The sequence below is a fragment of the Sphingobacterium sp. UBA865 genome (genome assembly GCF_002295765.1).
GTDB lineage: Bacteria > Bacteroidota > Bacteroidia > Sphingobacteriales > Sphingobacteriaceae > Sphingobacterium > Sphingobacterium multivorum.
In genome coordinates this window covers 118,912-132,377 of record NZ_DBGB01000020.1, presented here as the reverse complement: position 1 = coordinate 132,377, position 13,466 = coordinate 118,912, and the positions used below count along the sequence as shown (strand labels likewise).

At 40.5% G+C, this 13,466-nt stretch carries 16 protein-coding genes; 11 read left to right on the top strand and 5 right to left on the bottom strand.

What is annotated here, in order from left to right; all coding sequences use genetic code 11:
* Positions 1 to 10: 10 nt before the first annotated feature.
* The 5 genes from B2O97_RS11410 to B2O97_RS11390 form a co-directional block, all read right to left on the bottom strand.
* On the bottom strand, positions 11 to 826 hold the full coding sequence (locus B2O97_RS11410; protein WP_112373967.1) for a sulfite exporter TauE/SafE family protein: 816 nt from the start codon (positions 824 to 826) through the stop codon (positions 11 to 13).
* An 83-nt stretch (positions 827 to 909) separates the two neighbouring features.
* Positions 910 to 1,323, bottom strand: a complete 414-nt coding sequence (locus B2O97_RS11405; protein ID WP_070561666.1) for a DUF6691 family protein — start codon at positions 1,321 to 1,323, stop codon at positions 910 to 912.
* The gene (locus tag B2O97_RS11400) at positions 1,324 to 1,884 is read right to left on the bottom strand and encodes a YeeE/YedE family protein (RefSeq protein ID WP_197084072.1); all 561 of its coding nucleotides are present in this window, start codon (positions 1,882 to 1,884) and stop codon (positions 1,324 to 1,326) included.
* Between the two features lie 83 nt (positions 1,885 to 1,967).
* A complete protein-coding gene (locus B2O97_RS11395) occupies positions 1,968 to 2,408 on the bottom strand; it encodes a hypothetical protein (RefSeq protein ID WP_053003767.1) in 441 nt (146 codons plus the stop codon).
* On the bottom strand, positions 2,398 to 3,801 hold the full coding sequence (locus B2O97_RS11390) for a WG repeat-containing protein (RefSeq protein ID WP_146753010.1): 1,404 nt from the start codon (positions 3,799 to 3,801) through the stop codon (positions 2,398 to 2,400). Before B2O97_RS11390 ends, B2O97_RS11395 begins: the two co-directional genes overlap by 11 nt.
* Positions 3,802 to 4,204: 403 nt before the next feature.
* Between B2O97_RS11390 and B2O97_RS11385 the strand changes: the two genes are divergently transcribed.
* From B2O97_RS11385 to B2O97_RS11335, 11 genes are all read left to right on the top strand, one after another.
* Complete coding sequence (locus B2O97_RS11385; RefSeq protein WP_070561662.1) at positions 4,205 to 4,885, top strand: response regulator transcription factor; 681 nt, start codon at positions 4,205 to 4,207, stop codon at positions 4,883 to 4,885.
* Positions 4,875 to 6,257, top strand: a complete 1,383-nt coding sequence (locus B2O97_RS11380; RefSeq protein ID WP_070561660.1) for a sensor histidine kinase — start codon at positions 4,875 to 4,877, stop codon at positions 6,255 to 6,257. Before B2O97_RS11385 ends, B2O97_RS11380 begins: the two co-directional genes overlap by 11 nt.
* Before the next feature lie 157 nt (positions 6,258 to 6,414).
* Positions 6,415 to 7,605, top strand: coding sequence for a porin (locus tag B2O97_RS11375; RefSeq protein WP_070561658.1), 1,191 nt, complete (start codon positions 6,415 to 6,417; stop codon positions 7,603 to 7,605).
* Positions 7,606 to 7,642: 37 nt separating this feature from the next.
* A complete protein-coding gene (gene ureA, locus B2O97_RS11370) occupies positions 7,643 to 7,945 on the top strand; it encodes an urease subunit gamma (protein ID WP_046674789.1) in 303 nt (100 codons plus the stop codon).
* A 15-nt stretch (positions 7,946 to 7,960) separates the two neighbouring features.
* Positions 7,961 to 8,332, top strand: a complete 372-nt coding sequence (ureB, locus tag B2O97_RS11365; RefSeq protein WP_070561656.1) for an urease subunit beta — start codon at positions 7,961 to 7,963, stop codon at positions 8,330 to 8,332.
* 2 nt (positions 8,333 to 8,334) lie between these two features.
* Positions 8,335 to 10,185, top strand: a complete 1,851-nt coding sequence (ureC, locus tag B2O97_RS11360) for an urease subunit alpha (protein ID WP_046674791.1) — start codon at positions 8,335 to 8,337, stop codon at positions 10,183 to 10,185.
* A 10-nt stretch (positions 10,186 to 10,195) separates the two neighbouring features.
* Complete coding sequence (locus B2O97_RS11355) at positions 10,196 to 10,690, top strand: urease accessory protein UreE (protein ID WP_112373965.1); 495 nt, start codon at positions 10,196 to 10,198, stop codon at positions 10,688 to 10,690.
* A gap of 23 nt (positions 10,691 to 10,713) precedes the next feature.
* Complete coding sequence (locus B2O97_RS11350) at positions 10,714 to 11,400, top strand: urease accessory protein UreF (protein WP_070561653.1); 687 nt, start codon at positions 10,714 to 10,716, stop codon at positions 11,398 to 11,400.
* Positions 11,401 to 11,416: 16 nt separating this feature from the next.
* Positions 11,417 to 12,037 carry an urease accessory protein UreG gene (gene ureG, locus B2O97_RS11345; protein ID WP_046674969.1) on the top strand — a complete coding sequence of 207 codons (621 nt, stop codon included), beginning with the start codon at positions 11,417 to 11,419 and terminating at the stop codon, positions 12,035 to 12,037.
* 12 nt (positions 12,038 to 12,049) lie between these two features.
* Positions 12,050 to 12,991 carry an urease accessory protein UreD gene (locus tag B2O97_RS11340; protein WP_112373964.1) on the top strand — a complete coding sequence of 314 codons (942 nt, stop codon included), beginning with the start codon at positions 12,050 to 12,052 and terminating at the stop codon, positions 12,989 to 12,991.
* Positions 12,984 to 13,466, top strand: coding sequence for a hypothetical protein (locus B2O97_RS11335; RefSeq protein WP_053003768.1), 483 nt, complete (start codon positions 12,984 to 12,986; stop codon positions 13,464 to 13,466). Before B2O97_RS11340 ends, B2O97_RS11335 begins: the two co-directional genes overlap by 8 nt.

Here is a 13,466-nt window from a genome sequence, read left to right as displayed (position 1 = left end):
GCGTGTGATTTTAATGATTTACAAATTGAATGAATTCGAAAGCAAAGATTAGGATGCCAATACTAATTAAAAAGTACCCAAAAATACCTTTCAATTTTGCTGCATCTAATTTGTCTTTCCATTTGGAACCAATTTGGAGGCCTATTAAAGTGATTAACGTAAAGGTAACCAATATAAACCAATTCATATGTTCCAGGAACTGATAATTCGCGATCAAACCGAATGAAGCGTTTAAACCGATGATAAACAACGAAGTGGCAATGGCCTGTTTAAGTGGGATTCCTAAGAGCAAAACGAGGGCAGGTACAATGATAAAGCCTCCTCCCGCGCCCACCAAGCCAGTCATGATACCGACGAGCAATCCGACGAGGACAACGTTGAAAATCTGACCAATTCCGCTTCTGAATTGATCGTGCTGAACCTGTTTACGTTTTCGCACCATTGCTGTTGCAGAAATCAGAATCACCATCGAGAAAAGTAACATGATGATATGGTTTCTGGAAACCGCTATTTCGCCCAGGTGAAATGACTCTGGTATGGCTACAAGCAGATAACGCTTGGTCAGAAAGACAGAAATTAGCGATGGAAAGAGAAAAATGGCCGTAGTTTTCAGATCAATTTCTCTTTTTTTCAACGGAGAAATTGATCCGACCAAGGCTAATATTCCTATAGAAAACAGCGAATAGTCCAATGCATATTGAGGTTCTATATGAAAAATATAAACAAAGACGGGCAATGTTAGAATACTTCCGCCGCTACCCATCAAGCCCATTGATAGCCCGACCAGAACAGCTAATATAAAACCAGCTATAAATATTAATTCCATGTTCTCTTTCTAAAATTTAAACTCCAGGTACAGGCCTCAGATTTCGGATATATGAGGTAGTTTCATAACAAAGTCTGTTCAACTTAATGCGGCAACTTATTGCGCAACAGCCCATAAAGCCAAGTACCTAACAAAGCAAAAAGAAGGACGATTCCAATAGTCCAATAACCGGCACCGATTAGGGCAAACATGGGGCCCGGACACGCACCTGTCAATGCCCATCCCAAGCCAAAGATTGTTCCTCCGACCAGGTATCGTGTAATACTTTTGTCTTTGTCATAGAATGCTATTTGCATCCCGTTACTATCTTTGATTCGCTTTCTCTTGATGATCTGTACGATTATAATTGCTGTGGTCAGTGCTGTACCGATGATGCCATACATATGAAAGGAACGAAATTGAAACATTTCGTAGATTCTATACCATGACGCGGCCTCCGATTTGTATAAGATGATTCCAAACAATATACCGATGAAAATAAATTTTAGTGCTTTCATTTATGCGAAAATTAGTGGGAATAAAAAATGAACCATGATGATCCCGCCTAGGAAGAAACCTATAACGGCAATCAAAGAAGGAAGCTGAAAATTGCTAAGTCCAGAAATAGCATGGCCTGATGAACATCCACCAGCATAGCGTGTTCCAAATCCAATCAATACACCGCCAATACTTAAAATTAGAAACTGAAACAAAGATCCGTCGAAAACGAATATGGATTCAGGAAGGTAGCCTTGTAGTTGGTCGATAATACCCAGCTCTTTTAGATCGGCAACACTTTTGGGATTAATCTGGCTTGCAGTGCCATCGCTCAGAAAATGATGTGCAATAAAACCGCCAATGGCTGTCCCGAGTACCACCAATAAATTCCATGATTGGGTCTTCCAATCGAATCTGAAAAAAGAGGAAGTTTTTCCGGCACCTAATACAGTACACATGGTACGTAGGTTATTGGACATGCCAAAATCCTTCCCCTGTTTGAGCAGCAGGTACATGACCAGCGCAATTAAAGGTCCTGAAATATACCAGGGCCACGGTTGTTTAATGTATTCCAATAGCATAACAATGTTCTTAAGTGATGTTACAAAGGTACATACTGCCTTTGCAAAAGCCTGTAACAAATGTTACCGAAGGAAGAAAGAATTTATAGGTCGTAATATTCGATGTCTGCGGTCTTTAGGGCTTCGGTTAGCAGAGGAAGATCATCTTCTTTTTGAAATAATTTGTTGCGCCAAGTACGAAAAGCCGGTCCTTTGTTTTGGTTGATAATGATCAGGTTTCCGCCAGAACGTTTAAGATTCCTGATATGAGAAATATTATTCAGAGGGAAAACGATTGTTTTTTTAGCATTGCTTATCTGCAGTGTATTTTCGTCCAAGACCCAAGTCGATGATAAAGTCGAACACTTTATGGCCAAATACAGTGCTAAAGGGATCATTAAAAGAGCAACAATAATCTTGAGAATTTCTTGTATGGGAACTTTAGACATGACCATTCCGATCAAAAAGATTGAAACCAGCAAGATTAACATGTATTTTCCACGATGCAATGTCGACAAGTGGAATGTCTGTGGATTACTCTTCATATTTCTTGATAAACTTCCCTTTTGTGTCAATATAGTAAAAATTCCCTAGATCCTCTGTTACAAGCGCTAGCCCGTTTTCAAAATCTTGGGCATTCTGAAATTTAATTGGGACCACGACTTTTCCTGTGTAATCAATGTATCCGTACTTGTCGTCTTTAAAGGCCAAAAGAAGTTTCTCTCCTGCAAAAGACAGAAATTCATAGTTCGTCTTAAGTTGATTGTGCCCCGTTTTATTAATAAGCTGGTAGGATTGGTTTACTATAATTAACGCGAGATTATCGCGATAATCTGAAATGGTCTCATATTTGGCAGGAAGTAAAACGGTGCCTTTTTGATCAATAATACCCGTGTATTCTCCTTCCGTAAAAAGTCCATATGCTGGGCTAGGTACTGAAATAAAGTCATACTTCGCCTTCAGCAATATTTTACCGTTTGTATCCAGAAGTCCATACTTAAGATCGCTCATATAAACCACAGGACCGCCTTCGGTTTCTAAACTGAGCGATTCATATTGACATGGAATAACTTCTTTGCCATGGAGATCTATCAAGCCAAACATTTGCGCTGCATCGTTTACGATGGCATAGTCTCCTACATAGCTATATATTGCCGTATATTTTGCTGGTGTTAATTTGTTTCCTAAGCTGTCCTGTACACCAAAATATGATGTGCTGGAATCTTGATACCAAGATAGATGGTCGTTTAACGTGGAATCTACAGCTTCATCTGTAGCTTCACCTTCTTCGTAATCTGCTGGGACTTCAAAGAGCGATTGGTCGAATGTTATCTCCTCGACTTTAGTGGCCTGAATTCCTAAACCCGCCGATCCGATATAGAGCGCTGCCCCAGGTACTTTTTCGAGATAATCGTAAGTGCCCCAGTATAACTTTGGTAATTTGGGTGCATACCAAACGGTAATTTCCGTTTGTGGATCTTGACTACCTGTTAGATTGAATGTTGCTTTTTCGCAGGTAATTCCTGCAATTATTTTCTTTTGATTAGGAATTAAGCTGATCTCAAAATCCCCTGAATAGGCATAATTATCGCCTTCGTTTGCGGAAGTCTCAATGAGTTTGCCCGTAGCCAGTTCTGTTGCGGTATAGGTTTTATTTATTTCATCCAGTAGAAAAGAACTGCCTTCGCGGATATTGCTGATCTGTATCGATTTTCCGAATAATAGACTTTCAATTCGCATCTGGTCTTTCGCGATGAAGGCCTGCATTAACGCTTCCTTATTTCCAGCCAATATTTTGATGAATTCTGAAGATGCCGTATCTGTTCCCGTTTCAGGATCAGCAAATTGGTATGAAATTTTATATAGTTTCTCCTGAGCATGTCCTTGTCCTATAAGGAGTAAAAATGCCAGCTGTAAACAAAGGATAAATTGTTTCATTGTGTGATTTTGAGCTACAAAAATATTGAAATTCAATTGATTTTTGAAATAATCTTTCGTTATTTGTGGAAATTCTTTCAAAAATAGATATTATTGTATTCGAATGCTTAAATCCGGTTTTTGGTCTGTGCTAAGTTTCAAGTGTTAAGAATAGTCTGATTCTTTTAAGTAGAGGTTTTGAGTTGCGGTATATCGCTATACCACTTGAAGTAAATTGATGTCATGGCGGTGGTTAAGGGATCTTGAGGGTGTATGTGTTTTTATACTTATTTTATGTGTTATTATCATATAATCGTCAAGAAAAAGCGAAAATAATTTAAGAATGTAGCTTTTTGAGAAAAGGTGACATGTTAATTTTGTATTTTACAAACCTCGAATTTTTTACTGTTTAAAAGAGATACCTGTGGAACTATTACTAATTGAGGACGAACCATCTGTCATATCATTGATCGAAAGAGGCTTAAAAGAAGAAGGCTATCATATTAGTATTGCTATGGACGGTTATACTGGTCTAAAAATGGCGGGATTGAATCATTATGACCTCATCCTGTTGGATGTAATGTTGCCTGGTATGAATGGTTTGGATGTCTGTAAAAACATTCGGATGTCAAACAACGAAGTCCCTATTATTATCTTGACGGCATTAAATCAAACGGAGGACATCGTCGAGGCATTTGACAGGGATGCGGATGATTACTTGACGAAGCCCTTCCGTTTAGAGGAATTAAAGGCTCGAATCAGCCGCTACAGCCGCAAATCCAAAACAGTGACCGAGCAGAAAAATATATTGGTATTTGACGATCTTCAATTGGATAGAGACAGCAAATCGGTTCAACGTGCCAATTCTCCTATTATTCTTACCGCTACTGAATTTCGTCTACTTGAATTTTTAATGCTCAATCGAAATAAGGTATTGAGCCGGATCGATATCCTGGAGGAAGTATGGGGTATGGATGTTGACTTAAGTACCAATGTTGTTGACGTATATGTGAATTACCTTCGGAAAAAGATCGATAAACAATTTTCGCGTAAACTTATCCATACAGTGATTAGTATGGGCTATGTAATCCGTCATGAAAATTAGGACCAAAATAGTTCTTCTATTTTCGATCATCAGTACCCTGCTGCTTGTTGTTTTTGCCATTTATGTGTCTTATTTCACGTACGACAGTCTGCAAACTAAATTTTTTCATCGGCTAGAAGAGAATGCCGTGATTGTTGGAGATCACATCGTCCATCAGAAGGATGAAAATAGAGCGCTCTATATTCAGGTAAAACGTAAATACCTGAAACAGTTATCTGAGGGAACAGACCATCTTATTCGTGTTGTTAAAGGAAGTGATCGTGTTCAAATGCGGCCTGAGTTGCCCATGCCCGAAACATTCTATACCGACGTAATTCGCCATGGAAAGGGAAGATACATGCATGGTAAGACTGCTTTTGTAGCGGTATTCTTTCAAGATCATCTTCACCACGAGAATTTGATTGTTGTATCGGAAGGGATCGATGATTACGGTCATGAGGAACAGTGTCAATTGGATCGGACACTGATCACAGGTGGGATTTTGGCGATTTTTTTAATCGTACTCATGTCTTTTTACTTTGCTGACCGATTATTGAAACCTATTAAAGATATCAACAATGATTTAGATAAAGTTGATATCGCCCATTTAGACCATCGCCTGTTCAGTAAATTCAGTAATAGCAAAGATGAATTGGGTGTTTTGATTGCGAACTTAAATTCAATGCTTAACCGATTGGATATTTCGGTTCAATCGCAACAGAGTTTTATCGGAAATGCCTCACATTCGCTAAAAACCCCACTTACAATTATTGGGGGAGAAGCCGAATTGGCGCAACAGCTCTTGTCGAAAGAGCATGAAGCCTATTATTCCCTGGAGACTATCGCAAAATATGCGGATAAAATGGAGTTGATTATCAATAATCTTTTGCAGCTATCTCGCATGGGTTTCAAGGGGGAAGTGGACAATAAAGAAATTATTCGAATTGACGAGTTACTCTATGAAATTTATAAAGCGGAAAAAAGTATTCATAAGGACCTCAAGCTTTCTTTTGATCTAACGGAAATCCCGGAAGATAGTGATGAACTTACGGTTTTGGCGAATCCGGATCTGTTTTTTATTGCCTTTAGCAATATTATTTCAAATGCATTTAAGTACGGCAATGGACTGCAGGTTGGCGTAGCAATAAGTAGCGATAGCAAAAATATTACGATAAAAGTGTTTGATCAAGGGATCGGTATTCCTAAAAAAGACCAGCCACATATTTTTACCTCTTTTTACCGTGCTTCTAATGTCGGTGATATCTATGGCAATGGTTTGGGGCTTGTTTTAGCCAAAAATATCTTTGACCTCCATGGTGCTGAATTGCTCCTCCATTCAGCGGAAGGTCAAGGCACTTTGGTCGTTGTTACAATCCCAAAAACTCCTTTCTAATTTCATTTTAATCTCATCCTTATTCCATTTTTAGGTGGCTGTGATATACTTGTACCGGAGATAAGTATAAAGCATGGATCTATCTTGTTGTTTTGAATCGAATTCTGTTTTGAAACTGCGGGATGGCTTCTTTACCCTAGAGGAATACACTATAAGGATGAAAAAAACACGTTTACTTTTTACAACACTTGGGATTGGCGTAGCATCATTGCATGCGCAGGAGCAGGTCCAAACGGACTCTGTTCAGGCACAGAGAAGCAGCTTGCTACTGAAAGAACCCGCGAGAGCAAAATCATTTCAATTGGATGTCCTGTTAAGAGCAGGTCTGCAAACGGACAATGGCGAGGGTGCTTCTCAAGCAAAAGCAAACCTTGATGACGCCCGTATTCTGATGAGCGGGGAATACAATGATCGATTATCCTATAAAGTACGTTTTCGCCTCAATAGGTCATTTGCTCCAACGAGTCAGGATAATGGATCGCGTGCCTTGGATATGGCTTATATTAAGTACAAGTTTGGCAAGGATCTCAAATGGTCTGTTACGGCCGGTAAACAAAGTGCAATGGTCGGGAGTTATGAGTTCGAAAATAACCCAATTTACGAATATAAGTTCACAGACTATGTAGACCGTATATTGAATCTCTTCGTCGTCGGAGGAATGTTATCCTATGAAGTCAACCCGAATCATTCGTTGCATGCCCAAGTTTACAACACAACCAATGATAGTTTTATGGAGCTTCATACAAAAAATGGTTTTGCTGTAGGTGATTTGGAACGCTCTACTGTGCCTATGGGAGCCTATTTCACATGGGTGGGTGCATTTATGGACAAACGTTTTAATACGAAATGGTCTTACAACATCGCTCAGTTCGCAAAGGGACATACCAATCATGCCATTTCATTAGCGAATAAATTCAAAACAGCAAAGCAGATGCTATATCTTGATTTACAGTACTCTTATCTTGCTGTCGATCATGCAATGATTGCATCTTCCGCGATCAACGAATTTTATGGTCGAACTGGCGAGAACCGTGTATTGGCCAAAGATGTAAACTACAGCTCTGCCATACTGCGCTATGATCAATTTTTGAGTAAAAAATGGGAGCTGGCGTTGAAAGGTGGCTATGAGATTGCGGGATCGCGGGATGATAAGCAACTCGGCAAGAATTTTCGCCAAAACTGGACCTATTTTGCGGCTTTGCAACATAAGCCGTTTCATAACCAGGATCTTCGGTTCTATCTAGGTTACGTCGGTAACACCGTAAACTATAAGGACTATATGGATATGGCCAAGAGTCAGTACAACCGCTTAGCCTTTGGGGCATATTTTACCATTCCAGTTTTATAATAATTCCTTTAACAAATTAACAAATAACTATTTTTTTATGCGTTTAACACCGAGAGAAACAGAAAAGCTGCTGTTGCATTTGGCCGGCGAATTGGCGGCTAAGCGATTGAAACGCGGGGTAAAATTAAATTATCCAGAGTGTATCGCTTACATCAGTGCCCAGATCATGGAGGAGGCTAGGGACGGGAGGTCTGTGGCGGACTTAATGTCTTATGGTACTACTTTATTGAAAAGGAGCCAAGTCATGGAAGGAGTCCCCGAAATGATCCATGATGTTCAGATCGAAGTAACTTTTCCGGACGGTACTAAATTGGTGACTGTCCATGATCCTATTCGTTAATAAATATTGAATGATATGATTCCAGGAGAATACATTTTAAAAAAAGAGGAAATCAAAGCTAATGTTGGGCACAGAACCACAAGCATCGTTGTGAAAAATGAAGGTGACCGACCTATTCAGGTGGGTTCACACTATCATTTCTTTGAAGCCAACAAGTTGCTTTCCTTCGACAGAGAGAAAGCGTTTGGGATGCGCTTGAATATTCCAGCCAGTACCGCTGTTCGTTTTGAACCAGGGGAACAAAAATCAGTTGTTCTGGTTGAATTTGGCGGAAGTAAGGAAATCCACGGTTTTAATGGATTGACAAATGGTAAGTATACAGATCAATCGGTGAAAAGCAAAGCCATTGATAAAATGAAAAAATTAAAATTCAGACAATCGAAGTAACTATGGGAGGATGGAATAGACGCGAATGGATTAAAGTCGTAGGACTCACCACGTTGGGAACTACTGTTGGTCTACATGCGCTTGGTTTAGATAAACTAGGTTTAGATAAATCATCTGTAAAATATGTTGATGGGGAACTTTATATCCCAAGAGACAAATATGCTGCTCTTTTTGGACCCACCACTGGAGATAAGGTTCGTCTGGCAGATACAGAGCTTTTCATTGAAATTGAAAAAGATTTCAATGTTTACGGAGAAGAGAACAAGTTTGGCGGTGGTAAAACCATTCGTGACGGTATGGGACAATCTGCCCGTGCCTTGCGTGATGAGGGGGTATTGGATTTTTGCATCACTAATGTCATTATCATCGACCACTGGGGTATCGTAAAAGGTGATATCGGAATTAAGGATGGTAAAATTGTCGGTATTGGTAAAGCTGGAAACCCAGATGTACAGGATGGTGTAACCGAGGGCATGATCATCGGTGCGTCTACGGAAGTACATGGGGGAGCAGGCTATATACTAACTGCCGGCGGTATTGATACGCACATTCACTTTATCTCGCCGCAACAGATTGAAACAGCCCTATATTCTGGAGTAACCACGTTCATTGGTGGCGGTGCGGGACCAGCCGACGGAACACTGGCCACGACAGTGACTTCAGGAAAGTGGTATATCGAGCGTATGTTTGAAGCTTTTGAAAACCTTCCTATCAATGTTGGCTTTTTCGGAAAAGGTAACGTATCGACCACTAAACCTATCGAAGAACAAATTGAAGCTGGAGCACTGGGCGTCAAAATCCATGAAGATTGGGGGGCTACTCCGGCAACAATTGATGCGGCATTGAAAGTTGCTGATAAATACGATGTACAAGTCGCAATCCATACCGACACGTTGAATGAAGCCGGTTTCCTGGAAGATACTGTTGCCGCCATAGATGGTCGTGTAATCCATACTTTCCACACGGAAGGAGCTGGCGGTGGACACGCTCCGGATATTATTAAGATCGCCATGTATCCCAATATCCTCCCTGCATCTACCAATCCAACAAAACCTTTTACGGTAAATACTGCTGAAGAACATTTGGACATGTTGATGGTCTGCCATCACTTGGATAAAAATGTGAAAGAAGATGTAGCATTTGCTGATTCACGTATCCGTCCTCAGACCATCGCTGCCGAAGATATTTTGCAAGACATGGGTGTATTCTCCATTATGAGTTCGGATAGCCAAGCGATGGGACGTGTGGGAGAGGTTATTTCCCGTACATTCCAAACGGCCCATAAGATGAAAATCCAACGCGGCCCTTTAGCTGAAGATAAAGGCAAAGAAAATGATAACTTCCGTGTCAAACGTTATGTATCTAAATTTACAATCAACCCTGCTAAAGCACATGGTATTGATCAATATATCGGTTCGATTGAAAAAGGAAAGTATGCCGATTTGATCCTTTGGAAACCGGAATTATTTGGTGTAAAGCCCGAGTTGATCATCAAAGGAGGTATGATTTTGGGTGCTAAAATGGGGGACGCCAATGCGTCGATTCCGACACCACAGCCTATTATTTATAGGCCAATGTTTGGAAATTACGGTAAAGCAGTTTCAAAACTATGCTTCAATTTCGTTTCGAAAATTTCGTTGGAGAACGGAAATATTCAAAAATTGAATTTATCGCGTAAATGTCTGCCTGTGGAGGGATGTCGTACGGTGATGAAAAAAGATATGGTCCATAATCATGCTACACCAAATATCGTCGTTAATCCAGAAACATACGAAGTGACAGTAGATGGTGTGTTGGCAACCTGTGAACCGTTGAAGGAACTTCCAATGGCCCAACGGTACTTCTTATTCTAATTGGTTATTTATGTTGTTAGCAAGAGACATTAAGGGGAATATTTGGACCGATGGCACCGATCAGGACGGCGTTGAACTTGATTTTTTGGAACTCGAATGGTTCGATACGGAAAGACGTATTATCCGGGGCTTCACTGTTGCAGGCCGCGAAATAGGCTTTAAAAATTTAGGAACGGAATCCTTGTTCGACGGTGATATTTTGTTTGAAACAAAGGACCTGCGCATCGCTGTTCGAATATTGCCCTGTCCTTGCCTTGTTGTACGCCCCAAAAACCTCTTGGATATGGCTCGGATATGTCTCGAAATTGGCAATAAACATATCCCTGTTTTCATAAACGCTGCACATGAAATTATTGCAGCGTATGAAAACCCCCTCTGGGAAATCTTAGAAAGGGCCGGTTTTACACCGACGAAAGAGTTACGGGTGATTGAAAGAACCCATACTTTACGCATACATCAGTATGCTGTAGTCCAGCATAAAATTACCTTGGCCAAGGGGCTTTAATACTTAATTAATAACGATTACATATGAATCCATTGTTGACATTAATGCAGATTAACGACTCTGTATTTCCGATTGGAGGCTTCACACATTCCTATGGCTTGGAAACCTATATCAATAAAGAGATTGTACATGATGCTAAAACAGCAAAAGAATATGCACAGACTTTATTGGAGCATAGCTTCTATTACAACGATGCCGCTTTTTTTCATAAGGCCTGGCAATTGTGTGAATCAAGAGCAACCAAGAAAAAGATCGCTGAACTGGATGCATTAATTACTGCTTTCAAAGCCCCCTATGAGATTCGGGATGCCAGTAAAAAATTGGGAATACGGTTTTTGAAATTAACAGAAAAGTTAAAACCGGTCAAGCGTTGTTCGGCTTATCTAAAGGCTATCAATGCGCAAGAACTGCATGGTCACTATGCAATGGCATTTGCCATGTTTGCCCATGCACAGGAAATTAGTTATGCAGACGCACTGAGCGCTTTTTATTATAATTCTTTGAATGGTATTATGACGAATTGTGCCAAACTGGTTCCCATTAGCCAAATGGATGCACAGCAGATTTTGTTTAAACTGCAGCCCTTGATTAATAAATTGGTCGGATTACAGCCCGAACTGGATGAGGATCTAATTGGAAATTGTTGTATCGCTCAGGATATTCGATGCATGCAACATGAAAAATTATACACGAGAATTTACATTTCGTAAAAAAATTGAAATAAAGATGTCTAAGAGAAATTACGTGAAAATTGGTGTTGCTGGTCCTGTGGGCTCTGGCAAGACGGCACTTATTGAACGGTTGACACGTTCGATGTCGGCAGATTATAGTATTTGTGTTGTAACGAATGATATTTATACGCGTGAGGACGCGATGTATCTACAGCAGAATTCGGCACTGCCCGCTGAACGTATTATTGGTGTTGAAACAGGAGGTTGCCCGCATACGGCAATCCGTGAAGATGCTTCGATGAATATTGAAGCTGTAGAAGAATTAGCGCATCGTTTTGAGGATGTGGAACTGATATTTGTTGAAAGTGGGGGTGATAATCTGACAGCCACGTTTAGTCCGGATCTAGCCGATTTGACCATATTCGTTCTTGATGTTGCTGAAGGCGAAAAAATGCCACGTAAAGGCGGGCCAGGTATTACGCGCTCGGATCTGTTGTTGATCAATAAAATAGACCTTGCCCCTTATGTAAATGCGGACTTGGAAGTGATGCGTCAGGACACCATCCGCATGCGCGGTGAACGACCATTTATTTTTACAAACTTAATGACTTTAGAAGGTTTGGAAGATGTAAAATCATGGATCAAAAAGTATGCTTTGTTGGAGCCTGTAGGCTAAATTTTATCGTATATGGATAGCAAAATCGTATTAAATGTTGCCAAAGAGGACGGCAGAAGCAGATTGAAGGAGAGTTATCATAATGCACCTTATAAACTAACGCATTATGGCGCTGCAGGATTGACCAACCATTTGGAAATGATCATCATGAGTGCATCGCCTGGTATTATGGATACGGATTATTTGCATATTGATGTTCGTGTGAAAAAAGATGCACAATTGAAGCTTTTTACACAGTCCTTCAATAAGCTTCACCCCATGAAAACGGGAGCAAAGCAACATACGGATGTGCATGTGGATGCCGGAGGCCTATTTCATTACATTCCACACCCAGTAACGCCGTTTAAGGATTCTATTTTCAAGGCAAGCAATCATATTCACTTGGCTGAAGATGCGGTTTTGATGTGGGGGGATATTATTAGTGTGGGTAGAATCCACATGAAAGAGGCATTTGAGTTCGATAGTCTGCATACGCAAACCAAGATTTTTAGAAATGGTAAACTGTCTTTTATTGACAATCAGGTTTTGCGGCCCAAAAGTCAGCCGATACAGAAGATGTTGTTTTTTGAGGGATACACCCATCAGGCCACTTTTGTGTTCTCGGCTCTTTTTGCGCAAGAATTAAAATATGAATTGGATGAAATCTTAACTGTCGAATACAACGATATTTCTTATGGTTTTACACAGGCTTCAAAAGATGTGGTTATCCTGCGTGCTTTGGGTACTGATGGAGAGTTATTGTACGACTTCTTACACATGTTGGGCCAATTGTGTTGGGATTTTACACAATATAAGCTTTCTGAAAAGAAGGAAGAGACAACAGTTGAAGCGATAGCGGAAGATGAGAAATCGAAGGCCGAGGAAATCAGCGTCATTGAACAGCGCAAACCCCGTCGAAAAAGTAAGCCCGAGTTGATGGAAGCTGTCGTGGTGGAAGGAACTAATTATGCATAAGGAGAGCCTGCACGAGGAGATATGGATTGATGTTATCCCTGATTTTGACCAATTGAAGCTGGGCCGCGATTCAGATATTTTGGATCTTTCCTATTATGAAGTAAATAAGCGCGTTATCCAGCGAAAAACAAGAAAGGGTAATCTGGTGCGCATACAGCGCGATGATAGCAGCGCACTGCGTTCAGGACAGTGTATTTATCATCGCGGTGATTTATTTATCCAGGTCAACATTTTACCTTGTCTTTGTGTATTGTTGGATTGTCAGAATCTATCAGTTGTGGGCGAGTTCTGCTTCGACGTGGGCAATCGGCATCTGCCAGTTTATCTCAAAGCAGATGGGCGATTTGCTGTTTCCTATGACGGACGTCTCTATCAGGCGCTAAAAGAAAAATACAAGGGCTTTATCACGTTGGAAAATACGATTTTGGAACCTGATGAGCAGATTACCTACATTCGTAGGCCTATCCTCGAATGA